This window comes from Thermaerobacter composti (assembly GCF_033582035.1).
Taxonomy (GTDB): domain Bacteria; phylum Bacillota; class Sulfobacillia; order Thermaerobacterales; family Thermaerobacteraceae; genus Thermaerobacter; species Thermaerobacter composti.
In genome coordinates this window covers 1,495,934-1,518,733 of sequence record NZ_CP132508.1, presented here as the reverse complement: position 1 = coordinate 1,518,733, position 22,800 = coordinate 1,495,934, and the positions used below count along the sequence as shown (strand labels likewise).

General features: G+C 69.9%; 31 protein-coding genes. 27 read left to right on the top strand and 4 right to left on the bottom strand.

The annotated features are described in order from the left end of the window. The first annotated feature begins 139 nt into the window (after positions 1–139). From cpaB to Q5761_RS12390, 6 genes are all read left to right on the top strand, one after another. Positions 140–1,060 (top strand): Flp pilus assembly protein CpaB, encoded by a 921-nt coding sequence (gene cpaB, locus Q5761_RS06190; RefSeq protein WP_318749918.1) that lies wholly within the window; start codon positions 140–142, stop codon positions 1,058–1,060. Continuing rightward, positions 1,057–2,445, top strand: coding sequence for a hypothetical protein (locus Q5761_RS06185; protein WP_318749917.1), 1,389 nt, complete (start codon positions 1,057–1,059; stop codon positions 2,443–2,445). The genes cpaB and Q5761_RS06185 overlap by 4 nt, the downstream gene beginning before the upstream one ends. Next, positions 2,435–3,706 (top strand): CpaF family protein, encoded by a 1,272-nt coding sequence (locus Q5761_RS06180; RefSeq protein WP_318749916.1) that lies wholly within the window; start codon positions 2,435–2,437, stop codon positions 3,704–3,706. Before Q5761_RS06185 ends, Q5761_RS06180 begins: the two co-directional genes overlap by 11 nt. Before the next feature lie 232 nt (positions 3,707–3,938). Then, on the top strand, positions 3,939–4,493 hold the full coding sequence (locus Q5761_RS06175) for a hypothetical protein (protein ID WP_318749915.1): 555 nt from the start codon (positions 3,939–3,941) through the stop codon (positions 4,491–4,493). Next, entirely contained in the window at positions 4,490–5,395 is a 906-nt protein-coding gene (locus Q5761_RS06170; RefSeq protein WP_318749914.1) for a type II secretion system F family protein, read from the top strand. Before Q5761_RS06175 ends, Q5761_RS06170 begins: the two co-directional genes overlap by 4 nt. 6 nt (positions 5,396–5,401) lie before the next feature. Then, positions 5,402–5,950 (top strand): AbrB/MazE/SpoVT family DNA-binding domain-containing protein, encoded by a 549-nt coding sequence (locus Q5761_RS12390; RefSeq protein ID WP_413084483.1) that lies wholly within the window; start codon positions 5,402–5,404, stop codon positions 5,948–5,950. Here the strand turns inward: Q5761_RS12390 and Q5761_RS06165 are convergent. The 4 genes from Q5761_RS06165 to Q5761_RS06150 form a co-directional block, all read right to left on the bottom strand. Beyond that, positions 5,916–7,439, bottom strand: coding sequence for a recombinase family protein (locus Q5761_RS06165; protein WP_318751622.1), 1,524 nt, complete (start codon positions 7,437–7,439; stop codon positions 5,916–5,918). The genes Q5761_RS12390 and Q5761_RS06165 overlap by 35 nt on opposite strands. 159 nt (positions 7,440–7,598) lie before the next feature. Then, positions 7,599–8,354 (bottom strand): DUF3800 domain-containing protein, encoded by a 756-nt coding sequence (locus Q5761_RS06160; protein WP_318749913.1) that lies wholly within the window; start codon positions 8,352–8,354, stop codon positions 7,599–7,601. Between the two features lie 43 nt (positions 8,355–8,397). Beyond that, a complete protein-coding gene (locus Q5761_RS06155; RefSeq protein WP_318749912.1) occupies positions 8,398–8,829 on the bottom strand; it encodes a DUF2511 domain-containing protein in 432 nt (143 codons plus the stop codon). A gap of 4 nt (positions 8,830–8,833) precedes the next feature. Continuing rightward, on the bottom strand, positions 8,834–9,742 hold the full coding sequence (locus Q5761_RS06150) for an XRE family transcriptional regulator (protein ID WP_318749911.1): 909 nt from the start codon (positions 9,740–9,742) through the stop codon (positions 8,834–8,836). 139 nt (positions 9,743–9,881) lie between these two features. Here Q5761_RS06150 and Q5761_RS06145 point away from each other — a divergent pair, with 139 nt between their 5' ends. The 21 genes from Q5761_RS06145 to Q5761_RS06045 all read left to right on the top strand — a co-directional run bounded on the left by Q5761_RS06145 (position 9,882) and on the right by Q5761_RS06045 (position 22,753). Continuing rightward, positions 9,882–10,118, top strand: a complete 237-nt coding sequence (locus Q5761_RS06145) for a helix-turn-helix transcriptional regulator (protein ID WP_318749910.1) — start codon at positions 9,882–9,884, stop codon at positions 10,116–10,118. A gap of 95 nt (positions 10,119–10,213) precedes the next feature. Further along, positions 10,214–10,453, top strand: a complete 240-nt coding sequence (locus Q5761_RS06140) for a helix-turn-helix domain-containing protein (protein WP_318749909.1) — start codon at positions 10,214–10,216, stop codon at positions 10,451–10,453. Positions 10,454–10,467: 14 nt separating this feature from the next. Beyond that, on the top strand, positions 10,468–10,629 hold the full coding sequence (locus Q5761_RS06135) for a hypothetical protein (protein WP_318749908.1): 162 nt from the start codon (positions 10,468–10,470) through the stop codon (positions 10,627–10,629). A gap of 11 nt (positions 10,630–10,640) precedes the next feature. Beyond that, on the top strand, positions 10,641–10,811 hold the full coding sequence (locus tag Q5761_RS06130; protein WP_318749907.1) for a hypothetical protein: 171 nt from the start codon (positions 10,641–10,643) through the stop codon (positions 10,809–10,811). Further along, on the top strand, positions 10,808–11,107 hold the full coding sequence (locus tag Q5761_RS06125; RefSeq protein WP_318749906.1) for a hypothetical protein: 300 nt from the start codon (positions 10,808–10,810) through the stop codon (positions 11,105–11,107). Before Q5761_RS06130 ends, Q5761_RS06125 begins: the two co-directional genes overlap by 4 nt. A 189-nt stretch (positions 11,108–11,296) precedes the next feature. Next, positions 11,297–12,856 carry an AAA family ATPase gene (locus Q5761_RS06120; RefSeq protein ID WP_318749905.1) on the top strand — a complete coding sequence of 520 codons (1,560 nt, stop codon included), beginning with the start codon at positions 11,297–11,299 and terminating at the stop codon, positions 12,854–12,856. Then, positions 12,849–13,886 (top strand): phage recombination protein Bet, encoded by a 1,038-nt coding sequence (gene bet, locus Q5761_RS06115; protein ID WP_318749904.1) that lies wholly within the window; start codon positions 12,849–12,851, stop codon positions 13,884–13,886. Before Q5761_RS06120 ends, bet begins: the two co-directional genes overlap by 8 nt. Continuing rightward, complete coding sequence (locus Q5761_RS06110; protein ID WP_318749903.1) at positions 13,883–14,083, top strand: hypothetical protein; 201 nt, start codon at positions 13,883–13,885, stop codon at positions 14,081–14,083. Before bet ends, Q5761_RS06110 begins: the two co-directional genes overlap by 4 nt. Further along, on the top strand, positions 14,073–15,683 hold the full coding sequence (locus Q5761_RS06105) for a DEAD/DEAH box helicase (protein ID WP_318749902.1): 1,611 nt from the start codon (positions 14,073–14,075) through the stop codon (positions 15,681–15,683). The genes Q5761_RS06110 and Q5761_RS06105 overlap by 11 nt, the downstream gene beginning before the upstream one ends. Further along, positions 15,680–16,834 carry a bifunctional DNA primase/polymerase gene (locus Q5761_RS06100; protein ID WP_318749901.1) on the top strand — a complete coding sequence of 385 codons (1,155 nt, stop codon included), beginning with the start codon at positions 15,680–15,682 and terminating at the stop codon, positions 16,832–16,834. The genes Q5761_RS06105 and Q5761_RS06100 overlap by 4 nt, the downstream gene beginning before the upstream one ends. After that, positions 16,834–18,474 carry a hypothetical protein gene (locus tag Q5761_RS06095; RefSeq protein ID WP_318751574.1) on the top strand — a complete coding sequence of 547 codons (1,641 nt, stop codon included), beginning with the start codon at positions 16,834–16,836 and terminating at the stop codon, positions 18,472–18,474. The genes Q5761_RS06100 and Q5761_RS06095 overlap by 1 nt, the downstream gene beginning before the upstream one ends. A gap of 1 nt (position 18,475) precedes the next feature. Then, complete coding sequence (locus Q5761_RS06090; RefSeq protein ID WP_318751573.1) at positions 18,476–18,817, top strand: hypothetical protein; 342 nt, start codon at positions 18,476–18,478, stop codon at positions 18,815–18,817. 511 nt (positions 18,818–19,328) lie between these two features. Beyond that, positions 19,329–19,901, top strand: a complete 573-nt coding sequence (locus Q5761_RS06085) for a hypothetical protein (protein WP_318751572.1) — start codon at positions 19,329–19,331, stop codon at positions 19,899–19,901. Further along, positions 19,898–20,038, top strand: a complete 141-nt coding sequence (locus Q5761_RS06080; RefSeq protein ID WP_318751571.1) for a hypothetical protein — start codon at positions 19,898–19,900, stop codon at positions 20,036–20,038. The genes Q5761_RS06085 and Q5761_RS06080 overlap by 4 nt, the downstream gene beginning before the upstream one ends. A gap of 49 nt (positions 20,039–20,087) precedes the next feature. Beyond that, positions 20,088–20,393, top strand: a complete 306-nt coding sequence (locus Q5761_RS06075; RefSeq protein ID WP_318751570.1) for an AbrB/MazE/SpoVT family DNA-binding domain-containing protein — start codon at positions 20,088–20,090, stop codon at positions 20,391–20,393. 106 nt (positions 20,394–20,499) lie between these two features. Further along, the gene (locus Q5761_RS06070; RefSeq protein ID WP_318751569.1) at positions 20,500–20,856 is read left to right on the top strand and encodes a hypothetical protein; all 357 of its coding nucleotides are present in this window, start codon (positions 20,500–20,502) and stop codon (positions 20,854–20,856) included. 37 nt (positions 20,857–20,893) lie between these two features. After that, the gene (locus tag Q5761_RS06065) at positions 20,894–21,382 is read left to right on the top strand and encodes a hypothetical protein (RefSeq protein WP_318751568.1); all 489 of its coding nucleotides are present in this window, start codon (positions 20,894–20,896) and stop codon (positions 21,380–21,382) included. Continuing rightward, complete coding sequence (locus tag Q5761_RS06060; protein WP_318751567.1) at positions 21,379–21,768, top strand: single-stranded DNA-binding protein; 390 nt, start codon at positions 21,379–21,381, stop codon at positions 21,766–21,768. The genes Q5761_RS06065 and Q5761_RS06060 overlap by 4 nt, the downstream gene beginning before the upstream one ends. Positions 21,769–21,800: 32 nt before the next feature. After that, the gene (locus Q5761_RS06055; RefSeq protein ID WP_318751566.1) at positions 21,801–22,022 is read left to right on the top strand and encodes a hypothetical protein; all 222 of its coding nucleotides are present in this window, start codon (positions 21,801–21,803) and stop codon (positions 22,020–22,022) included. Continuing rightward, on the top strand, positions 22,006–22,197 hold the full coding sequence (locus tag Q5761_RS06050; protein WP_318751565.1) for a DUF2292 domain-containing protein: 192 nt from the start codon (positions 22,006–22,008) through the stop codon (positions 22,195–22,197). The genes Q5761_RS06055 and Q5761_RS06050 overlap by 17 nt, the downstream gene beginning before the upstream one ends. A gap of 88 nt (positions 22,198–22,285) precedes the next feature. Continuing rightward, positions 22,286–22,753, top strand: a complete 468-nt coding sequence (locus Q5761_RS06045; protein ID WP_318751564.1) for a sigma factor-like helix-turn-helix DNA-binding protein — start codon at positions 22,286–22,288, stop codon at positions 22,751–22,753. Positions 22,754–22,800: the final 47 nt, after the last annotated feature.

Below are 22,800 nucleotides of genomic sequence, written 5' to 3'. Positions count from 1 at the left end.
CTGGATCCCCGTTCCCTGCACGGTGACCCACCTCCAGCTCAAGGATACCAGTAAAATATTGTAATGGAAAGAGTTGACTTTCCTAGGACCCTGTGCTACGGTGGGTCGTGGAATCCATTATATGGAAGGAGGTGGCCCGGTGGCCCGGCTGTCGTGGCGGTCGGCGATCAGCCTCGCTGTGGCGTTGCTGGCCGGAGCCAGCGCGTACGTCCTCTACGTGGACGCCACCGCGTCCTCACCGGTGGTGGTGGCCACCCGCCCCCTCCAGGCGCCCGTACCCCTGGAGGCCCAGATGGTGGCGGTCACGCAGATGCCCGCCGTCGCCGTGCACCCCAAGGCCGTCACCGACCCGGCCACCGTGGTGGGCAAGGTGTTGCGCCGCGACGTGGAAGCCGGCGAGCCCCTGCTCCTCACGGACGTCGCGCCCGGTGAGGGTGCGGGCCTCTCCCTCTACCTCCAGGGGGACCAGCACGCCTTCTTCGTGCCGGCCCGGCTGGAAGAAGGGCTGGGTGGCGCCGTGCAGCCGGGTGACCGCGTCGACGTGATCTTCGTCGGCGGTCAAGGATCCGGCGCCGTAGCCCGGACCCTGCTGGAGAACCTGCCGGTCCTTCAGGTCCGGGACGAGGAAGGCCGCCGCTGGGAGGAGGATCGGCCGCTGGGGGTGCTGCTGGCGGTCTCGGCCGACCAGGCCGAGCGGCTGGCCTACGCCCTCACCTACGGGCGCGTCTACCTGGCCCTGGCATCGGCCACGGGTGGCGAGGGAGGGAGCGGCGGCATCACCTGGGACAACCTCTTCCTGCGTCGCCCCACCGCGGTGCCGGCGCCCGGCACCGCGGGGCCTCCGCCTGTCGACGAGCCCGGGGCGTCGCCGCAGGGGACGGAGGGCCCTGGGACCGGCGCGACCGGGGGAGACGTCGGTCCGGAGCCCGGCGGCGAGGCGAACGTCGACACCGGCTCGGCACCGGCGGAGACGTCGTCCGGCGCGGATGTGCCGGCGGGTTCGGCGCCGATCCCGCTGGTGGACCCAGCCTGGGTGGGCGAGGGGGAGGATGCCCCGTGACCGGGGAGCCCAAGACCTGGTGGTATGGCGTGGGGTTGCGTCCCGAGCAGATCGAACGGCTTGCCCGTCGTCCGGGCTGGGCGCCCGCCGGTCTGGCCCGGACGGCCGACGCGGTCACCGATCCCCGTGGACCGGTGGACTTGTGGCTGGTCCAGGCCGGGGACCTGGCGGATGCCCTGCGCAGCGGGCGCATCATCCGCGAACGGCACGGGCAGGGGGACCTGTATCTGCTGGCCCCGCCCGGCGCACCGCTGGACGTCTGGCAGGCGGCGGCTGCGGCCCTCCTCGGTGTCGAGCCGGGCGTGCGGGTTGTGGCTTCCCTGGATGCGATCCCCGATGCCGACGGCCGGGAGGAACCGGCCTTGGCGCCCGGACCGCCCGGCCTGGGCGGCCCGCCGCCCGCGGTCGCGGCACCGCCCGACGGGGTGGCGATCCCGCGGCCCCAGGCGACGGACCCGACGACGGCCGGGCGGCGGGCGGGGTCGATTCCGCGCGACCAACGGGAGGCGGTGCCTCCACCCCCACGCCGCGATCCCGTTGCCGCCCGCGGCGGGCTCCTCGTGATGGTCGGCGGAGCCAAGGGAGGGGCGGGTCGGACCTGGCTGGCGTGCGAACTGGCCGTGACGGCGGCCGTGCACGGCTTGCGTTGCGGGCTGGTGGACGCCCATTGGACGGCGGCGGACGCGGCTGTGGCGCTGGACCTACCTCCGGGGCCAACGGTGCTCGATTTGCAGCCCTTGCTGGACGGCGACGACGAAGGGTGGCTCGACCAGTGGCTCGTGCACCCGCGGTCGGGGCTGCGGGTGCTGGCCGGTCCGCCGCGTCCGGACCTGGCGGGACTCATCGAGCCCCCCACCCTCCCTCGCCTGTTGCGACGGGCGGCCACCGCCTTCGACGTGGTGGTGGTGGACTTGCCGCCGACTCCTGCGTTCCCCACCGGCCCGTGGCCGGAGGGATCCCCCGGCGTCCTCCTGGCGGTGACGACCCCGGAGCCCGGGGCCCTGCGGCGGACCCGCCTCTGGATCGAGGCGCTCGGTGCCCACGGCGTCCCGGGGAGCGAATGGGCCGTGGTCGTCAATCGCTGGCGCGGGGCTGACGCCATGCGGGCGGAGACGGAGAAGTACCTGGCCGGGCCGGTGATCGCCTGGGTTCCGGACGACCCCGAGGCGGTGCAGCGGGCCGCGGCCGACGGCTTGCCGCTTGGCCTGGCCCAACCCGGCCATCCGGCCGCCGAGGCCGTCACCGCGCTCCTCGGGAGGATCCTGGGCACCCCGCTCCGTCCCCAGCGTCAGGGTGTCCTGCGACGCCTGTGGCACCGCTGGCGGGCCGACGTACGGACGCCGGCGGATGGGGGCCGCCGGGGGGTGGGCTTCCATGCGGGCTGAGATCGCCCCTCCGGGGCCGTGGAACGACCGGCGCTTCCTGGAGCTCGTCGAGGCGGTGCGCGAGCGGCTGCTGCGGGAACGCCCCCAGCTGCTCCGCCAACCGCCGGGACCGGAATTGCGCCAACGGCTGGAGGCGTTCGTGACCCAGGTCCTCGCCCGTCCGGGCGTGGCGGCGGGAACGGTGCCCGCCCCGGGTCTCGTCCAGGCGATCTGCGCCGAGATGGTCGGGCTTGGACCTATCGATGCCCTGCTGGGTGACGACGCCGTCACCGAGATCATGGTCAACGGTCCCGAACGCGTGTTCGTCGAGCGGGAGGGCCGTATCCAGCCCTACCCTGCCCGCTTCCGCGACGCGGACCACCTGATCGAGACGATCAACCGCATCGTCGCACCCTTGGGACGGCGGGTCGACCCCGCCCACCCCTTCGTCGACGCCCGCTTGCCATCGGGGGATCGCATCCACGCCATCGTACCCCCCTTGGCCGTCGACGGGCCGGTGCTGACGGTTCGCCGCTTCCACCGTCGTCGCCCGTCCCTGGACGACCTGGTGCGGCTGGGGACGCTCACCGCCGACGCGGCGGAGTTCCTGGCGGCCGCCGTCCGCTCCCGGCGGAACGTGCTGATCTCCGGGGCGACCAGCTCCGGGAAGACGACCACGTTGATCGCCCTTCTCCGGGCCGCCACCCATCCGTGGGAGCGGGTGATCACCCTGGAGGAGGCGGCGGAGATCGACCTCGGTCCCGATCGCCACGTGGTGCGCCTCGAGGCCCGGCCGGCCGGGGTGGACGGTCAGGGCGCCGTGCCCCTTCGCACCTTGCTGCGCAACGCCCTCCGCATGCGTCCGGACCGCCTGGTGGTGGGCGAGGTCCGGGGCGAGGAGGCCGCCGACCTCCTGCAGGCGCTGAACACCGGTCACCTGGGATCGGTGTGTACCATCCACGCCAACGGCACCCTGGACGCCCTGCGCCGCCTCGAGCAGCTGGTGTTGCTGGCCGGGGAGAACTGGGCGCCCTCGCTGGTGCGGGAGCAGGTCAGCCGGGCCATCCACCTGGTGGTCCACCAGGAACGGGTTCGAAGTGGCCGCCGGGTGGTGACCGAGATCGCGGCAGTGCGGCCGGGGGGCCGGGTGGAGCCGGTCCCGCTCCAGCCCCACCCCGACGCCGAACGGTGGCGCCGGGACCCGACGCGTGCGGCGTCGACGGGACGGCTCGCGACGGAAGGCGAGGGACGTGCCGATGCCTGGACTGCCGACATCCGTTGAGGCGGCGACGGCCTTCGCCCTGGCCGTGACGGTGGCCGTCGGCGTGGCCGCCTCGGCCTTGCCGGACCCTCCGCCGTGGCGGCGGCCAGGTGGCATCCAGCGCGGCACCGGGCACCGGCGACGTCCCGGGCTAGGTGGACGCCTCGGGGGGCCGTGGTACCGGCTGGGGATCGCGCTATCGCACGCACCGAGCGGGCCGCACCGGCCGGCCACGGCGAAGGCGGTGGACGCGATGGCGGATGCCCTGGAAGGGGTCCTGGTGACCGTGATCGCCCAGCTCCAGGCAGGGCGACCCCTGCGCCAGGCCTGGCTCGAGGCCGCCCGGGAGGTGCCGGCGCCGGTGCTCGAACCGGCGAAGGGTGCGTTCGTCGCCGCCCTGGGAGCCGGCCTCCCCTTGGAGGAAGCCCTGGGCATGTGGTACGCCCGCAGCGGTCTCCGCGCCCTCCGGCGCTGCCAGGCGGTGGCCGCGGCCCACCGACGGACGGGCGGCGATGCCACCGGTCCGATCCTGGCCGTCATCCAGGGCTTGCGGGAGCAGCGGCTGGCTTGGGCGGACGTGGCGGCGCGGACGGCGGAAGCCCGCCTTTCGGCACGGCTCCTGGCCGGCCTGCCGGTGGTGGTCACGGCGTACGCGCTGGCGCTGGATCCAGCCTTCCTGCGACCCCTGTGGGACGACCCGATCGGACGCTGGGGGTTGGCCTACGCCGTCGCCTCGTGGCTCACGGGCATCCACCTCTTGCGCCGGTTGGCCGGCTCGTTGACCGGCGACGGGGAGGGGTCCCCGTGACGGGATGGCTCGTGGCCGTGTTGGTCGCCATGTCGGCCGGGGCGGCGGCGGGGTGGGCGGTTCACCGGGGACCGGGCGTGCTGCCCGCCGGGGTGCGGTGGCTGCGAACCCGCATCGATGGCCGTGGCCTCCCCCGTCCGGCCCGACCGGCCTGGGCCTCGTGGATCGAGCGGTGGCCGTGGCCCGCCCGTCCGCCTGCGGATGTCGACCTCGTGCTGCTCGTGCGGCGCGCCGGCTGGCACCGGATCGTCGGAGACGACGGCCTGGGGTGGATTTGCCGCGCGCTGGGCGTCGCCGCATGGACGGGAGCCGCGAGTGGGGCCTGCCTGGCCGTGGTCGTGGCGGCGACGACCGGGTTTCGCCATGCCGGGTGGTGGCTGCTGCCCGGGGTGGGATTCCTGGCTGGTCGGCGCGTCTTCCTGGCGTGCCTCGAGGCGGCCGGCCGGCGACGAGCGGCGCGGGTTCGCGCGGGGTTGCCCGGTTGGTTGGAAGACGTCGCCCTGGCCGCTCGCGGGGGCCTGAGCCTGCGACAGGCCGTCGAGGTGGCCAACGACGTCGGCCACGGTCCCCTGGTGGACGACGCCCGCGAGGCCTTCGCCCGCGTGCGGGCCGGCGAGCCGCTGCGCCGGCCACTCCAGGAGCTGGCACGGCTGTACCCCGACCCCGCGGTGACCGTCGCCTTGCGGACGTTGGTCGAGGCAGAGGCCCGGGGCTTGCCGCTCGCCCAGACCCTGGACGACCAGATCCGCCTGATGCGAGCCTTGGCGGCTCGCCGGCTCCAGCGCCAGGCCGACGGACTGCCCTTCTGGCTGACGGTCGTCACCATGGGGCTGCTCTTGCCGCCGGTCCTGATCGTCGTCCTGCTGCCCAACGTGCTGCAGTTCCTGCGCCTCTACCGCTGAGCGGCCATGGGCGGTCCCGCGGACCCAGCCGGTGTCGCCCGGAGCCCAGCCGATGGACTCGGACCGAACCCGGTGCCGTCCGTGGGGGCCGCCCGGACCGCCAGCGCCGGGGAAGGGGGTGAGATCCCAGGAACGCCCGTCGCGGGGCCGGCAACCGGCGGGTTGGCTGACGTTGGGTGTGCCTCGGAGACGCCCGCGGGAGGCGGTTCGACCTCGGGCCGAGGCACGGACCCACCGACTGGCAAGGAGGCGGAAGCGGTGGTATGGACGGTACTGCGCATGGTGGCCGCGGGTGTGGGCCGCGCACCCCGGCTGCGCCGCTGGCTGGCACCGCTGGCGGAGCAGCGGGGGGCGGCCTCCGCAGAGTACGCGCTGGCGTACTCGGGTAACCTTAGAATCCTTGCCCACCGCCGCTGTGTGGACGAACTCGGCCGGGTGGTACTCCCGGCTGAAAGCCGGGTGCGGCTCGGCCTTGGCGAGGGTTCCACGGTGGAGATCGTCGATGTACCAGAGGGGCTTCTCATTCGGCCGTTAAGGGGTAAAGCTCAACCTTGATCTCCTTCGGCGCATTGCCTTGCCGCGGCATCACGATCACGCGGCGGACGAACAGGCGGACCAGCTCCCGTAACTCGTCCGGGTCGGCGTGATCGAGGACCTCGTCGACGTGGGCGAGGAGGGAGGCGAGCTCCTCGCGGCTCACCGGCGGGCGCTGGGATTGGGCCCGGGCCTCGAGGCGGTCGATCTCCTGCTGGAGCCGGCGCTGCTCGTCGGCGAGCTCCCGTAGGCGGTCGAGCAGCGCGTCCTCGAGGTCCGGCGCCCGCTCGATCGTGGTAATCAGGTTCTGTTGGCGCCGCCGCAGCGCTGCAAGTTCGGCTCGCAGCTGGCGCAGGCGGCGCTGGTCTTCATCCTCGGGCTCCACCTTCGTCGGCAGGGCCGCTGCCACCTCCTGGGGCGCCAGGGCGAGCTGGCGGATCCGGTTCAGCACTTCCGCCTCGACCCGCTCCTTGCGGATGCCCCAGTTGCGGCACGTGCGGAGGCGGCCTTCCATCGTGCCACCCTGTTTGCACACGTAATAGGCGTACCGACCGGTTCGGGTGGTCCGTTTGGGCTGCTTGCGGCCCCGGGGCTTGTTGCTCTGGCTGAACCCCCACATCGGCGAGCCGCAGGCGCCGCAGTAGATGAGCCCGCTCAGGATGTACGGGGAGGTCCGGCCCCGAGGACCGTAGACCTGGCGCTTCTTGAAGAGTTCCTGGACCTGGTGCCAGCGGCCGGGCTCGATGATGGCCTCGTGCCGGCCAGGAAGAAGGGTACCGTTGAGAGTCGTGTATCCCGCATAGATCGGGTTCTTGAGAATCCAGCGCACGCGGTCGGCCAGGCTCGCCACGCTGAGGTGCCCAAACTCGCGCTGCAACACGTCAGCGGGCAGTTCGGGAACGCCCTCCTTGAGGGCCATGGCGATCCGCATGGAGCCCACGCCGCGGAGGTACTGGTCGTAGATCCAGCGGACGATGGCGGCTTCGCGCTCGTCGACCTGCCAGACCGCGCCGTCGCCTGGGATCACGTAGCCCAGGGCCTTCGGGCGACCGTGGATGTAGCCGGCCTTGATCCGCTGATGGATGCCCTGCGTTACCCGCTCCCGGATCAGCTCGCGCTCGAACTCGGCGAACACAGCCAGCATCTGGAGGAAAGCCCGACCCGCCGCGTGGCTGGTGTCGAAGGGCTCGGTGACCGACCGGAACGCGCACCCGTGGCGGTCGAACTCGTCGATGAGCTGGGCCAGGTGGGAAACGCGGCGGGAAAGGCGGTCCACCTTCCAGACGAGGACGAGATTGACCCGGCCGGCCCGCACGTCTTCGCGGAGGCGGGCAAGCTGGGGGCGGTCCAGGGTCGCGCCTGAGTGGCCTTCGTCGGCGTAGATACCAGCCACGTCCCAGCTCTGTGAGCGGCAGAAAGCGAGGAGGCGGTCCCGCTGGGCGGCGATGGAATGACCCTCTCGGGCTTGTTCGTCGGTACTTACCCGGGTATATAATGCCACCCGAACCATTGTGGGCAAGGCCACCTTGGGACGATTTGGGGGAAGCAGGGACTTGACCTTGAGGCGGCAGTAGGCTACGCTGTCGCCGGAGCCACCAGTATCGAATACTCCGACTGACGTCGGAGGTGCCCGCTCGCAGCGGGAGTAGGTACTGGGGCTCAGTTCTTTTTAGCCAGTCTCTGTACGCCGCCTTGGTGGTTCCAACCTGAAATGCCAAACGCTGTAGAACGTATGACTTCCCATGTCCACATCCAGTCTCGGCAAACCAAAGCCCCGCGCAAGTGCTTGAGCAAGTTTTACCTTAGCTCGCCTAGCATCCGGTTTATTGTCTCGTTTATTCGCATGATATGCTACCGCGCCTGTTAAGATATCCGTAATCTGTAACAATAACACCTCTTTGCATGATCGGGCAACGATTGACTTAACAGGTTCGTAGGACCAGTAGGTCACTAAGTGCTGATTTAGATACCATTTCAATTCTTCCAGTCTATCTGCTTTCCTATTATGCCGCCGATCCATAGTCACATAGAATACCGCGCCTTTGTGGCGAATCATCCGCCATTTAAGTAAGTTAAAAAAGAACTTGTAGTATCCCAATTCGTCATCGCCTGCATTGTATGTATCGTGATCAAACTTTGTCGTATCAAGTGTCATTGCGTGGTACTCCAGCATTCCCACTCGCCCTCGTTTCGCAATCAATAGCGCAGATTGCTCATACTCGCTAAAATATTTGTCAGAAACCTTCTCCCATTTCATGGTCGCATTAGCTAGCTGAGTTCCTCGAATCCCCCTAAAGGCCTGTTCAAGTTTCGTGCGAGCATCCTCCTCAACAAACAGCGCCCCAAGGACCATGTACCTAGCAGCGGTTTGACTACTCTCGTCACAGTAGACATACATTCGACGCGCTGGCGTTGACGCATCCACACTATCACCTCATCATTATGTACGCGATTGCTGTCGGAATAGGCTATTCGCATAATGTAAGTCCACGTTGAATAAGGGGGCCGATGTCTTTTTTAGTGCCCGCGATATCACCATCAGCCCAGATTGGATCGATAGGCGGTAAACCACGACTCTTTGCGGTCCCATTCACCGCATAATCGACACCGTCGTGGTGGAAGATCACGGCCTGCTGGTCGCAGCGAAGGTAACCGCTGTCGACCGTGAGAGGCCATTCTTCGCCAAGATCCTCAGCCGAAATCCGCGTACCCAATGCTTCGTCGTGGGAGGAAGAAGCCGTTTCGTTTTGGCCCGGCTCCTGGTTGGCCGGCGTAGTGGTCTGCGTTGCATTACCCGTCGATGGATCCCCCGAACAGCCGGCCAGGAGGAAAAGAACAAGCACTCCTAACGCGGCAAGGACATTTCGGCTCTTCATCGCTAACAAAGGGATCACCCCCACTCCACTACACGTCCCGCGCCGCCGCCGGCTCGAACGTCACCTGCACGACCCGCCCCACGATCCGTACTTCCTCCGGCCGGAGTACCACGGGAGGGTAGGCGGGGTTGTCCGCGGTCAGGACCACGTGCTCCCCGGCCTTGCGGACCCGGCGGAGGACCGCCTCGTCCTCGCCGGGGAGGAAGACCACGGCAACCTGCCCGTCCTCCACCTCCGGCTGGACGCGAACCAGCACCCGGTACCCCTCGCGGATCGGGGCGGGGCCGCCGTCCATGCAGTCGCCCCGGACGACAAGAAAGAAGTATGTACCGCCCCGGACGTCGTCCTCGGCCATCCACTCGTAGCCTTCGATGTGCTCGGTGGGCGGCATCGACTCACCTGCATGGACCCGGCCTACCACCGGGACCGGTACGAGCCGAACCGGAACCCCCTCCACGCCCGGCGGCAGTTCGCGGGGGCGCTGGGCAGCCCCGCCGGAGGCGGGCGGCTCCGGCTCTCCCAATAGATAGGAAACCGGAACCCGGTACAACTTGGCAAGTTGGACCAGGACGTCGGGGTCCGGCCTACGGGTGCCGGATTCCCAGCTTGAGACCGCTTGCTGCGTCACGTTGAGCTTGCTGGCGACCTCCTGTTGGGATAGGCCTGCGCGTGCTCGGGCCCTTCGGAGGCGAGCTGACAACCCTGCAAGGGCCGGGGGACTCCACGTACCGCCGTCATCTTCGTAAAGCTCGCGGATGGTGACGCCCAGCGCCGCAGCAAGGCGCCGGAGCGTTTCGCTGTTGGGGATCCGCTTGCCCCGTTCAATCAGCGAAATGGCGCTGTTCGACACGCCAGAGCGTGCCTCCAACTGGCGCAGGCTCCAGCCGCGGGCCTCCCGTAGCCGGCGAATCTTTTCCCCAATCGACCGAGGATCCATCGTCGTCCTCACGCTTGCTATTGTTAGCATCCGCTTCCCGCCCTCCTCCCCGCTTGCTCGAAAAACCGCTTGCAGTCGTTAGCGAATGGCTCTATAATGCTGACAGAAGTCAGCACCGCTCACGAGGGAGGGGGGATCCGTGATCAGGGCCCGCACGCAACGCCTCGTTGAAGCCCGTGTCAAGGCCGGCTTCAGCCAACGAGCTTTCGCCCGGTTCGTTGGGGTCAGTAGCGGCTACATGAGCCAAATCGAGCTCGGGCGGCGGAACGTAAGCCCCGCCGTGGCCAAGCGGATCTGCGAGGCCCTCGGCGTCGGCTTTGACGAGCTCTTCGAGCTGGACGTGGAGGACCGTAGCACGGCGCGAGACTCCGCGTGACGCCCGGCCTCGCGACGATGGTATGACAACCCAGGTCTGCCACGTATCAAGTTCGTCCATGTTTGGATCCCCGCGGAAAGGGGGTGTCGCCTGCGGTGACGGTGGGAGAGGGTCTCCGGCTCGCCCGGGTCTTCCGGCGCATGACGCTGACCCGGGCCAGCCTGGAGCTCGGCGTGGCGCCGGCCACCCTGAGCAAGTACGAGCGGGGCGTGCTGGACGTCCCGCCCGAGGTGCTCGCGGCGGCGGTGCGTCTCTACGGGCGCCTGCCCTGGATGGCGGAGGCCCTTGAGCAACATCCCGTGGTCCGGCTGTACCTGGACCTTCGTGCCGCGTGAGGGGGAGGGGAGGGATGCCGGGAGAGGAGCGGGTGGTGCTCCATCCGCCGGACGACTGGATCCGCCGCTACGTGGCAATCGCCTTGCCGATCGTCCGGCGCATCCTGGCCCAGAACGAGGAGACCAGACCAGTGGCCACAAGCCGGCCGCACGACGACGAGCAGGCCAGCGCGTGAGGGGGTTTCCCATGAAGGAACGCAGACGTCCGTTGGTCATCGAGATCTGCGGCAAGCGGTACCGCTGGCGTGGCTTCGGGCGGCGACGCGGACGCCCCCCGGCCCCAGCCCCAGGGAAGGTCATCTGGCTTGAGGCCTATCGCCGGCGGTCGGCTGCGCCGCAGCCGGAGGGAGCGGCATGAACGTGGCAACGACGACCCCGCGGTGCCCATTCTGCGGTCGTGGCGCCGACACCCTGCGGCTGACGCACCGGCCCCAGGTTGGTGCCGTGGGCTTTCACCTCGCGGTGGAGTGCACCGGGTGCCAGGAGACCTTCCGGATCGCTTGGCGTGGCCGCCACGCCGACGAGCCCCTGCTCGCCTTTGCCTATCGCGCGGGGATGCCGGTGGCGGCGATTCGGAAGATGCTCCGGTGGCGCGACCTGGCCCTGGCCGCCTACTTCGACCCGGACCTGGATGGCGGGGCGGGGAGGCGGTGAGGCCGGTGGGGTCTTGGGACCACGGTGAGGAGGTCCTGGAAGAGACGTCGCCCGCTGGGTTGGGGACCGGAGCGGGCGACAGGAGCAAGACGCAACGGGCGGAGGCCGTTTCGATTCCTGATAGGCACCCTGCCAACGATGCCTAACGACCTCCGCCCCCATTATCGCCGAGGACAAGGGGGCTCGACAATGCGGATCCTTGCGGTTTCCATGGCGGGCTTCCGCCACCACGGCGAGCCCGTCACCTTCGACACCGACGCCGACCGCGTCGAGGTCACGGGTGACAACGCGACGGGCAAGACGACCCTGGCGGAGGCCATCGTCTTCGGCCTCTACGGCACGAACCTCGAGGGCAGCCCGCGGGTGGACAACCTGCTCCACCCGCGGGCCAAGGAGATGACCGTGGCGGTCCGGTTCCTCGGCGGCGACGGCCGCGAGCACGAGGTCGTCCGGACCCGCACCCGTCGCGGCAGCGAGATTCGGCTCGACGGCCGCAAGGTCTCGCAGGTGGACGTGGAAGTCGCGGCGGCGCCCGCACGGTACTTCCTGCCCGCGTTCTGGCCGACGGCCATCGCGGGGTGGCCGGACCGGGAGGCCCGGGAGTTCTTCGCGTCCCTCGTCCCGCCACCGCAGCCGGAGGCGGTCCTTGAGGCCCTGGGGCCGGCCTATGCGGAGCTCCTGGTCGGCCTCAACCTGCGTGACCCCGACGGAACCGGTAAGAAGCTCCGCCAGGAGATGCGGGACGCGGAACAGCAGATCGAGCGGGCCCGCGGCCAGTTGGACGTCCTGGAGCAGCAGGCGGAGGAGCCGCTCCCGGAGGTGACCGAGCCGGACCGCTCGGCCGAACTTGAGCGGCTCGTGGCCGAGTACGAGGCCCTGGCCGCTCCCGACACGGCCCCGCTTGAGGCCGAAGCCCGGCGCCTCGCGGAAGAGATTGCCCGGGCCAAGGCGGAACTCGCGGCCCTCCAGGCACAAATGGAAGACCCCGCCGAGGTCGTCCGCACGTGCCCGACCTGCGACCAGCCGCTGCCGGAGGAGCGGCTGAGGCAGGTGCTGGCCGCCATCGAGCGGCGGAACGCGGAGCGGAAGGCCAAGATCGACGCCGTCATCCGCCGGGGGCGCGAGGCCCGGGCCCGGCTCAAGCAACTTGAGGTCCAGCTTGAGCGGCTGCGGGCGGGTGCCCTTGAGGCGAAGCGGCGGGACCTCGCCCGCCAGATCGACGCGCTCCGGCAGCAGCAGCAGGTGTACCGCCTTCAGGCCGACCGGCGGGCGCTGGCCGAGCGGCGCCGGGCTGAGGCGCGCCAGGCCATCGACCGGACCCGCCAGGCCATCGCGGACCTGGAGGAGCAGATCCGGCGCAACCGTCACGTGGCCGACGCCCTGGCGGCTTACGTCGCCAAGCGGGCCGAACTGCAGGTGGCGGCCCTGCAGCAGCATCTCCAGCGTGCCTCGATCCAGCTCTTCGACGTCGTGAAGTCGACCGGCGAACTCCGGCCCGTCTTCCGGCTTTGCTGGGACGGCCGGCCGTATGCGGTTTTGTCGACCTCCGAACGGATCCGCTGCGGGCTCGAGGTCGCGGGGCTCATCCGGACCGTCACGGGGCTTCCGATCCCCGTGTTCGTGGACAACGCGGAAAGCATCACGAACCTGGAGCCGCCCGCTGGGGTGCAGGTGTTCGTCGCCCGGGTCGTGCCGGGCAGCCCCCTGGCGGTCCGGCCGGTGCGGGAGGGGGCTGTGAACCATGTCTGAGACCGCGGCGGTGCAGGTGGCCGGCCAGGGGAACGGGGCCCTGGCCCATGGCGGGTGGACCCGGGAGCAGATCGAGCTCATCAAGCGCACCATCGCCCGTGGGGCCACCGACGACGAACTCAAGCTGTTCCTCTGGACGGCACAGCGGATGGGCCTCGATCCGTTCGCCCGCCAAATCTCGTTCCACAAGCGCCGGCAGCGGCGTCCGGACGGCTCCTACGAGGACGTGGCCGTCATCCTCGTCACCATCGACGGTTATCGGGCGGCGGCCGACCGGACGGGCAAGTATGCGGGCCAGCTCGGCCCCTACTGGTGCGGAAAGGACGGGCAGTGGACCGACGTGTGGCTGACCGCCGAGCCGCCCATGGCCTCCCGGGTTGGCGTCCTGCGGTCGGATTTCAAGGAACCCGTGTGGGCCGTCGCCCGGTTCGACGCCTACTGCCAGCGAGACCGGAACGGCCAGCCGGCGGGGCAGTGGCGGACGATGCCGGAGGTCATGCTCGCCAAGTGCGCCGAGGCCTTGGCTCTGCGGAAGGCCTTCCCGCAGGCCCTGGGTGGCGTGTACACGGTCGACGAGATGGCGCAGGCCGACAACCCGCCCACGGACGTCGTCGACGTCCCGACCGCGTCGCAAGCTCAGGCGGTGCCGGCCCGCTCCGCGGCGGATGCGGGGGCCGCCAACGGCAGCAGCCCGCGGCGGAACGGGACCGCCCAGCCGGTCACCCGGGCCCAGGCCCAGCGGATCAAGCAGCTCCTCGAGGCGCTCGGCTGGAGCGAGGCCGACGCACGGGCGCAGGCCGAGGCCCGCTACGGGGTTACGAGCGTGCGCCAGATGACTCGGGAACAGGCCGACGACTTCATCAGCTTCTTGGAGGACTACCTGTTCGGCGCGGATCAGGATGAAGACGACGAGGAGGACGTGCCGGAGCCGGATGAGGTCGAGGAGCTGACCGACCAGCACAAGCGCGAGACCATCAAGCGCATGATGGGCCTCGACCAGGGCGGGGCCGCGGAAGGTGAGGGGCCGTGAGGCCCCTCACCCGCCCCCGGTCCGAGCGGCTGCAGGACCTCGGGGTCGGGCTCGTGCTCCTGGGCGGGTCCGCCGCCGACAGCCGCGCCGTGTGGATCCCGGTCGGCATCGTCGTCACCGGCATCGCCGTGCTCGCCTGGGCCCAGCGAGCCCGGAACCGGGAGGCCGCCGAGGGGGGGGAGGACCGTGCCCCTTGAGCTGCGCCCCTACCAGCGGGAGGCGATCGACGCCTTCTGGGCGGCCCACCGCGAGGAGGGCGTCCGCCGTGGGATCATCAACCTGCCGACCGGCACGGGCAAGACGATCACGGCCCTGACGGCCGCCCGGGAGCGGGGCGGGCGCACCCTCTGGCTGGCCCACCGGGACGAGCTGATCGAGCAGCCCCGCCGGGCCATCGCCGCGGTCTGGCCGGAGGCCGAGACCGGCGTCGTCAAGGCGGAACAGGACGAGCCGGACGCCCAGGTCGTCTTCGCCAGCGTGCAGACCGCCTGCCGGCCCCAGCGGCTGGCCCGGCTTCGGGGCTTCGACTTCGTCGTGGTCGACGAGGCCCACCACGCCACGGCCCCGTCCTATGTCCGGGTGCTCCGCGGCGTCCGGTGCTTTGCCGACGACGGGCCCCCCACCCTGGGGCTGACGGCGACGGTCGAGCGGGGCGACCAGAAGGCCCTGGGGGCGGTCTTCGAGCGGATCGTCTACCAGCTGCAGCTGCTCGAGGCGATCCAGCGGGGTTATCTGGTCGACCTCCGCCCCCTGCGGATCATGCTGAACGTCAACCTGGACGCCGTGCACACCGTGAGCGGCGACTTCCACCAGGGCGAACTGGATGCCGCCCTTCTCAAAGCCGGCGTGGCCGAGGCGGTGGCCGACGCCTATGTGCGGCACGGCGAGGGACGGAAGGCGATCGTCTTCACCGTCAGCGTCGACCAGGCCAGGCGGACCGCCGAGGCCCTGCAGCGCCGGGGCGTGGCTGCCGAGTGGATCTCGGGCGACCTGCCCATCGACGAGCGGCGGGCCATCCTACACCGGCTCCACACCGGCGAGACGCGGGTCGTTTGCAACTGCGCCGTGCTGACGGAAGGCTTCGACGAGCCGAGCGTCAGCTGCGTCGTGGTGGCCCGACCGACCAAGAGCAAAACCCTGTACCTCCAGATGATCGGCCGCGGGACCCGGCTGCACCCCGGCAAGGAGGACTGCCTCGTCATCGACGTGGCCGGCGCCACCGAGCGCCACACGCTGATCCAGGCCCCGGCCCTCTTCGGCCTGCCGGCCGACGCGGAGCTCGAGGGCCGGACGATCACGGAGGCCCTGCAGGACAACGCCCTGATGGACGCCATGGAGGCCCGCACGGGGAGCACGGAGCTGGCGACCCTCCGCTCGCTGCTCCGCCCCGACTGGCAGCAGTTCCACAAGCGCGTCCGGTGGCTGAAGGTCGACGACGGCCTCTACTGCCTGCCCGCCGGCGAGGCCGGCAACCTCGCCCTGATCGAGGTGGGGCCCGAGCAGTGGGTCGTCGAGCTCGTGCCCCGCGACCGGCGGCTGCCCGTCGAGCGGCTGACGCCCCAGCCCGTCTGGCAAGAGCTCGCCCAAGGCCTGGCCGAGGACTACGTCCGCCGCGCCGAGGCCGTGGGGCTCGTCCTCGCCACGGCGTCCTGGCGCCTTCGGCCGGCCTCCGAGAAGCAGCTGGCCGCCCTGCGGCGGTGGGGGATCGAGCCCCGGCCGGGCATGACGGCGGGCGAGGCCTCGGACGAACTCACCATGGCCGCCATCCGGGCGCGCTACCGGAGGCGAGCGTCATGACGCAGAGCCCGTTGCAGACGGCCTTGGCCTACGCCGAGCTGGGTCTTGCGGTGATCCCGCTGTGCGGCCCCGGCTGCCGTCACCCGCGGTGCAAGTCGCCGGGCAAGCGGCCCTACGACCTGCTCGCCCGGCGCCACATGGAGGGCTGGCAGCATCGCGGAGTACCGTCGCCGGAGGAGATCGAGCGGTGGCTCAAGGCGCCGGGCGCCGAGCGGGCGAACATCGGCTGTCTCACCGGCCGGGTCTCGGGCATCGTCGCCGTCGACGTCGACGGCCCGGCCGGGGAGGCCCTTCTCACCCGGCTGGCCGGGACGGACCTGCCCGCGACGTGGACCTACCGCACCGGGCGGGAGAACGGCGGGCGGCGGCTCGTCTTCCGCTATCCCGAATCCGGCCGGATCCCGTCCCGGCTCATTGAAGCGGGGGGCGGCACCGTCGAGATCCTCTCCGACGGCCGGCAGATGGTCCTGCCGCCTTCCGTCCACCCGTCCGGCCGGGTCTACGCCTGGCTCCCCGGGCGGGACCCGTGGGCGTTCGGCCCCCCGGCACCTGCACCCCGGTGGCTGTTGGAACTCGCGGAAGGCGGAGGCGAGGGACACCGGCGGACGCCGGAGGAATGGGCCCGGATCATCCGCGAGGGGGCGGAGCCGGGGGCCCGTCACCCGACCCTGACGCAGCTGGCCGGCCACCTGCTCGGCAAGCGCGTGGACCCGGCGGTGACGGTGGAGCTCCTGCAGGCCTGGAACGAGGCCCGCTGCCGGCCGCCCAAGCCACGCGAGGAAGTCGAGCGCATTGTCCGCGACCTCTGGATGAAGGACCAGGCCAAGCCGCGCCCGGCGGCCGACAAGCCGCAGGGGGCGGCGGGCCGGAAGGCTTGGAACGACATCGCCCGGCTGATCGACTGGGGTGCCTTTTGGGCGGACTACACCGGCCAGCGAGTGCCGCCCGGCATCGGCCGGTTGGCCACGTCCTGCCCGTTTTGTGGAGCCGCGGGGGGCTTCGAGCTGCACCTCGACACGGGAGCGTTCCGGTGCGGGGGCTGCCACATCTGGGGGCATGGGCTCGATCTGGCGCGTCACCTCTGCCGGGCCCCGACGCACCGGGCGCTCGCGATCCTGGATCACTACACCCGTAAGGAGGTCCCGGCTTGATGGCAGGCGGCAGGCTGGTGGAGCTTGCGAAGAGCCGGGGCCTCCTCCGCGGCTCCATTCCGGACGGGGGCAAGCGCCCGGTCATCGTCGTCAATGACCGAGAGCTCCGCGACAAGCGGGCCGAGGCCTTGGCGGCGCTTCAGGCCATCAACGACCCGCCGTTCCTGTTCGTCCGGGGCGCCGTCCTGACCCGGTTTCGCACCACCGAGACGGGGGCTCCGATGCTGGAGATCGTGACCGAGCCGGCCCTTCGCGGCCACCTGGCCGACGCCGCCGACTGGCGCCGGGAGCGGACCGACGCCCGGGGCAACGTGCGCTACGAGATCGTCTCCCCGCCCCGCGACGTCGTCGAGGACATCCTCTCGCAGGCCGAACTTCCCTTCCCGCCGATCCGCGGGATCGTGGAGGCCCCGGTCTTCGGCAAGACCGGCCGGCTGGTCACCGAGCCCGGCTACAACCCGGACGCCTGGCTGTGGTACCACAAGGCGCCCGGGCTGGAGGTCCCGGCCGTACCCGAAAAGCCCAGCCGGGACGACGTCGAGCGGGCGAAAGCGTTGCTCCTTGAGGACCTCATGGGCGATTTCCCGTTCGTCGACGAGGCGAGCCGGGCCCATGCTCTGTGCGCCCTGCTCTTGCCGTTCGTGCGGGAGATGATCGACGGGCCCACGCCGCTTCACTTGATCGACAAGCCCGCGCCGGGGTCCGGAGGCAGTCTTTTGGCCGACGCGATCACGATCCCGGCCACGGGCCGGCCGGCGCACGTGATGACGGAAAGCCGCGACGAGGAGGAGTGGCGCAAGCGGATCACGTCCGCCCTGATCGACGCCCCGACCTTCGTCATGATCGACAACATCCGCCGGCGCCTGGACTCCTCGGCGCTGGCTGCGGCCCTGACGGCCTCCATCTGGACGGACCGGACCCTCGGGCGAAACCGGATGGTCCTGCTGCCCGTTCGGGTCGTCTGGCTTGGCACCGGCAACAACGTCGCCGCCAGCAACGAGATCGCCCGCCGGACCTGCTGGATTCGCCTGGACCCGAAGGTCGACCAGCCCTGGCGCCGGACCGGCTTCCGCCACCCCGACCTGCGCGGCTGGGCCCAGGCCAATCGCGGGCAGCTCATCTGGGCCGCGTTGGTCCTCGTCCAGGCATGGATCGCCGCCGGGCGGCCCCAGGGCGGCCAGACCCTGGGCAACTTCGAGGCCTGGGCCCGGACGATGGGCGGCATCCTCGACGTCATCGGCGTGCCCGGGTTCCTCGGCAACCTCGATCAGTTCTACGCCCAGGCCGACGAGGAGATGGCCGAATGGCGCGCTTTCGTCCACCGGTGGTGGGACGCCTTTGGTCCCGTGCCGGTTCGTGTGGAGCAGCTGTGGCAGTTGGCCGTGGACCATGAGCTGATCCCGGCCGTGCTCGGCGACAAGGGGGAGCGGTCCCAGCGGATCCGGCTGGGCAAGGCCCTCGCCCGAATGCGGGAGCGGATCATCGGCGACTTCCGGATCGCCCCCATGCCCCGCGACGGGCACCTCAACCAGGCGGTGTACTGCCTCCAGAAGGTCGAAGCCGGCGAACGGGCCGGGACGGACGACGATGCCGACGCGTTTGACGACGACGAGGCCGGTGACGACGTGGAGGTGTTCTGACGTGGACGGCGACGCCCGCACCGTCCTGCGCGACTTAACCCGACGAGGGTTCCGGCTTCGGGTCGACGGCGATCGCCTCTTGATCGCCCCGGCCAGCCGGCTCACGGACGAGGACCGGCTGCGGGTCCGGCAGCATCGTGAGGCCATCGTGGCGATGTTGCGGGGTGAGAAGGCCCCGCCGCCGTGGCGGGGCATCGACGCCCGCCAGCCGGCCTGGGGGTGGATCGCCCTCCGGGATCCTGCCTCGGGCCGTTGGTACGAAATCCGCTGGCGCGACGCACCCCAGTGGCTCAAGGACCGTGCCACCGGCGACCGCACCGGTTCGCACAAGGAGGCCGGCTAAATGACGGATTTCGTCACCCAAAACGTCCCAATTCGGCCGTGGTCTAGACCAGTTGGGCCCCTTTTCGGGGTCCAGCCAGGGTTGCGGAAGTTGAGTTATCCACATCCGCATACGGCGGAATGGTCAAGAAACCATGGTCACGCAAGGCCCCGTTGGCTGTGGATAACTACCCGACGAAAAGCACTTCCGCAAAACTTCCGCAAAGGGGGTGGGCACCGAGAAAGCAAGTATCGACGCGGTGTTCTTGGGTCCGAAATCGTTCATGCGGAAGTTGCAGGATGTTTTTTTGAGAGAAAGCGCGTGCGCGCGCGCGCGCGCGTAGAGAGCATCAATGCATATGTGGAACGTTATGCAGAACATCCGCAACTTCCGCAACATCCGCAAACCCGCATGAGACAAGGCTTTCTGGACTGCGGAAGTTGTGCGGAAGTTGCTCAACTTCCGCAACCTAGGCTAGCCGAGGACAGTGTGTAGCCGGTGCGGCTACGTCAAGGTGGGAGGCGGAGAGTCGATGCGACACGACGTCAACCCCCGTGTTCTGTTCCCCGCAGAGTGGGAACAGCGGTGGCGGGAACTCGTTGCTGACGGCCAGGTGGACCAGGCCGTCTTCGAGCTGGTTGACCGCCATACCCACGTTCCGCTTGACGCTGTTCAGGAGAAGCTGGCGGGTGTCATCAAGGTCGACGGCCCGTTCGTATTCGAGGTGGAGCCCAACATCATTGTCTGGGCCGGGATGAGCCGGGACTTCGCGGCCATCATCCAGCGGCTCCTCAACGCGCCGAAGCCGCGGCCCTTCGAAAAGGGGTTCCGACTTCACGTAAGGCGGATCAGCGCCGATGCCTACGCAATTCGGCAACTGGCATTGCCGTTGGTAACGGTCCTGCGGAAACCCCGGGCAACTCCCCATTGGTATCCCATGATCTTGTGTCACAGCCGCGATGTGCCGACCCAAGAGCGGCGGCTGATCCTTCGGGAAGACGCATCGCTGACACGGTTTGTCGTGCGCCGGAATCCCGGCGAACTTCACGACGTCTGGCGGGGGCACGTTCCCCCTGAGACCGTCCTGGGAGGGCAAGCAACATGAACGAATTCGGGCGGGCACTCAAAGCGGCGGTGTGGGTTTGGATCGCGGCCCAGGTCCTGGCCCTGGGCGCGGTGGTGTGGCTTGGGTGGCAGCTCTGGCGGCTGTACATCGACCTGGCCCGGCTGCTCGCGTTCTAGCGAGGCGGCGGGCCCGGCCAGAACCCAAAAGGAGAGGTGGATCCTCATCATGCGAGCGACCGGCATCGTGCGGCGCATCGACGAGTTGGGCCGGCTGGTGCTTCCCGCCCAACTGCGGCGGAACCTCGGTATCACGCCAGGCAGCTATGTGGCGTTCGCCGTCGACGAGGGCGGTTCGATCATCCTCCAGCCGGTCCAGGACGCGACCCTCGACCCGAAGATCCGGGCCATCGAGTATGCCCTCAACGCCATCGACGAGGTGCTGGCGGAACCGAACCTCGACGTCGACTGGCACGACGTGCGGAACGTCCTGGCCGAGGCCATCGGGGAGGTTCCGCTCCGTGGCCGGGGCTAAGGGCGGCCGGCGCCCCGTCACACCCGGTCTTTCGGCCGGGTGAGGATTGAAACTGCCCGGATTGCCACGCGGCGTCTGACGCCGAAGCGGACGAGGAGGGATGAACGTGGCACCAAGGGGAGGCCGTCGCCCCCGGGAGAAGGGCATCCGGGCCGAGCGAGAGCTGGCCCGGATGCTCGGGGGCCGGCGGGTGCCCCTGTCCGGGGCCGCCGGTGGCGCCTTCCGCGGGGACGTCCAGGCGCTGGGGCTGACCTGGCAGGCCAAGGTCGAAGCGACCGGTTTCCGACGACTATACAAGTGGCTTGAGGGACACGACGCGCTGGGGCTCAAGGCCGACCGGAGGGAGTGGCTCGTCGTCATGCCGCTATACACGTTCCTTGCCATCCTTGAGGACGTCCGGGCCGGTCGAGAGCCCCGCCAGGACCAGGAGGGGAAGGGCGATGGCACGGCGCGGGCTGGCTGAGCGCGTGGGGATCCCGGAGGGGCCGTCTGTCGGCATCTTGGACGGCACCGCTCTGGCGCCCGCCGACCGGGACAAGGAACTGCAGCGGCGGTGGGAGGAGCGCATCCAACAGGAGTCCGGGGAGACAACGTCCTACTTCGACCCGGCCGCGTTTGAGTGGGTCCACCGGGACCAGATCTATGCGACCGAGCGCAGCCTCGTCCGGATCGACAAGAACGGGATCTCTGTGACCGTGGGCACCGAGGACGAGGAAGCCATGGCGCTGCTCGGAGCCCGTGTCGAAGTCGGCTTTGCCAAGGCGGCCATGGCGATTCGGGCCAGCACCCGCCCCGACGCCTATAAGCTGGCCCGCCACCACGGGTCGGTACGCCGGGGAACGATACGGAGCCCTAAACTCGCCCGAGCGGCCGCGGCGCGGGGGTTTGGCCCCGGGACGTTGTTAGAAGCCCGCTGGGACTCCCGGAGCAAGATGCTGGTGGGGCTCAAGCCGCGGCACGTGAAGGGAGAGGAGCGGGCGGTTGAATGAACACCGTAATTCTCATCGGCCGGCTCACCCGCGACCCGGAATCCAGTACGGCCGGAGGGTACGCCCGGTGCCGGTTTACGCTGGCGGTGGAACGGCCGTACACGAACCAGCAGGGCGATCGGGAGGCCGACTTCATCGACATCGTCACGTGGCGGCAGCTCGCGGAGGTCTGCGGCAAGCACCTGGCCAAGGGTCGGTTGGTGGCCGTCCGCGGCCGGCTGCAGGTTCGGTCCTACGAGACCGAGGACGGCAGCCGCCGGCGGGTGGCGGAGGTCGTGGCCGAGGACGTCCGGTTCCTCGACAAGCCGAGGGACCGGCAGGGCGAGTCGGAACAGCCTTCGACGGCCGACTTGGGCGAGATCGACGACGACGAGGTCCCGTTCTGAGGGGAGAGGATTCTGAGGGGAGAGGATGTGGAATGCGAGTGTGGCGCCCGTGGCGGGATCTCCAGCCCGGCGACGTCTTTCAGCCCCTGGCGAGGGTGGTCAAGGTCCGCAAGGGGCGCCCGACGGTGATCGAGATCGAAGGAGAGCGTTACGTGATGATGCCGCGCAGCATGTACCTGGGGCCGGCGCCGGATGGGAGGGGGCGGGGCGTCGCGCCCGGAGAGGGGGACACAAGGGATGACCGAAAGCCGTGATGAACACGTGGCGGCCCCGACGAACCGCCGGGCCGCCGAGGAGCGGGCCCGGCTTGAGGCCTTGACCCGCGTCGAGGTGGCCTTACGGAATCTGCGGTACGGGCGGGTCGTCGTCACGGTCCAGGACGGCCGCCCGGTGCTCGTCGAAGTGGTCGAACAAGAGAAGATCGCCTGACGGGGACCGGCTGACGGAGCGACCGAGGCCGGCCTGACCCGGAGAGATCCGGGCGGGCCGGCCTTCTTCGTGCGGGGGTGATACCGGGGTGCGCCCACACCTGCAGGACCTCATCGCCGAGTACCGGGAGAGCCTGCGCCTGGCGCGGCGAGCCTGGCGGCTAGCGGAGTCGCCCGGAGACCGTGAGGTAATCGGGGGCATGATCCGCGACCTGCAGTGGACCATCACGTACATGGAGACGGGCTACCCGCCCCCGGAGCGCTGGGGGCCGTACCCGCGGGTCGTACCCGTCGACCCGGCGCTGCTGGACCGGGTCCGGGCGGTCTACTGCGAGTTCACCGATCGCGGCCTGGGGGAGCGGGCGGCCATGCGCTCGGCCCTCTGGAACGAGCTCAATCGCTTGAGCCCCATGGAGCGGGAGGTCTTCGTGCTCGTGGTCGGCGAGGCGTTCTCGGAGCGGGAAGTGGCCCGGATGCTTAAGCTCTCGCGACGTACCGTTAGGACGTTGCTCCAACGCGCCCGTCAGAAACTCGTAGTCGATTCCCTTGCGATGTAGTGAGGGCTAGGTGAACTACGATTGTTGTTCGCGCATGCGATTGACCA

What these genes read in the sequence shown, in the direction of transcription:
- Q5761_RS06125 (WP_318749906.1), top strand. Translation starts at nt 10,808, where the DNA reads ATGAACGTGGCAACGACGACCCCGCGGTGCCCATTCTGCGGTCGTGGC.
- Q5761_RS06050 (WP_318751565.1), top strand. Translation starts at nt 22,006, where the DNA reads ATGACCGAAAGCCGTGATGAACACGTGGCGGCCCCGACGAACCGCCGG.
- Q5761_RS06080 (WP_318751571.1), top strand. Translation starts at nt 19,898, where the DNA reads ATGAACGAATTCGGGCGGGCACTCAAAGCGGCGGTGTGGGTTTGGATC.
- Q5761_RS12390 (WP_413084483.1), top strand. Translation starts at nt 5,402, where the DNA reads ATGGGCGGTCCCGCGGACCCAGCCGGTGTCGCCCGGAGCCCAGCCGAT.
- Q5761_RS06150 (WP_318749911.1), bottom strand. Translation starts at nt 9,742, where the DNA reads ATGGATCCTCGGTCGATTGGGGAAAAGATTCGCCGGCTACGGGAGGCC.
- Q5761_RS06055 (WP_318751566.1), top strand. Translation starts at nt 21,801, where the DNA reads ATGCGAGTGTGGCGCCCGTGGCGGGATCTCCAGCCCGGCGACGTCTTT.
- Q5761_RS06095 (WP_318751574.1), top strand. Translation starts at nt 16,834, where the DNA reads ATGGCAGGCGGCAGGCTGGTGGAGCTTGCGAAGAGCCGGGGCCTCCTC.
- Q5761_RS06120 (WP_318749905.1), top strand. Translation starts at nt 11,297, where the DNA reads ATGCGGATCCTTGCGGTTTCCATGGCGGGCTTCCGCCACCACGGCGAG.
- Q5761_RS06175 (WP_318749915.1), top strand. Translation starts at nt 3,939, where the DNA reads ATGGCGGATGCCCTGGAAGGGGTCCTGGTGACCGTGATCGCCCAGCTC.
- Q5761_RS06130 (WP_318749907.1), top strand. Translation starts at nt 10,641, where the DNA reads ATGAAGGAACGCAGACGTCCGTTGGTCATCGAGATCTGCGGCAAGCGG.
- Q5761_RS06180 (WP_318749916.1), top strand. Translation starts at nt 2,435, where the DNA reads ATGCGGGCTGAGATCGCCCCTCCGGGGCCGTGGAACGACCGGCGCTTC.
- Q5761_RS06060 (WP_318751567.1), top strand. Translation starts at nt 21,379, where the DNA reads ATGAACACCGTAATTCTCATCGGCCGGCTCACCCGCGACCCGGAATCC.
- Q5761_RS06100 (WP_318749901.1), top strand. Translation starts at nt 15,680, where the DNA reads ATGACGCAGAGCCCGTTGCAGACGGCCTTGGCCTACGCCGAGCTGGGT.
- Q5761_RS06075 (WP_318751570.1), top strand. Translation starts at nt 20,088, where the DNA reads ATGCGAGCGACCGGCATCGTGCGGCGCATCGACGAGTTGGGCCGGCTG.
- Q5761_RS06135 (WP_318749908.1), top strand. Translation starts at nt 10,468, where the DNA reads ATGCCGGGAGAGGAGCGGGTGGTGCTCCATCCGCCGGACGACTGGATC.
- Q5761_RS06085 (WP_318751572.1), top strand. Translation starts at nt 19,329, where the DNA reads ATGCGACACGACGTCAACCCCCGTGTTCTGTTCCCCGCAGAGTGGGAA.
- Q5761_RS06165 (WP_318751622.1), bottom strand. Translation starts at nt 7,439, where the DNA reads ATGGTTCGGGTGGCATTATATACCCGGGTAAGTACCGACGAACAAGCC.
- bet (WP_318749904.1), top strand. Translation starts at nt 12,849, where the DNA reads ATGTCTGAGACCGCGGCGGTGCAGGTGGCCGGCCAGGGGAACGGGGCC.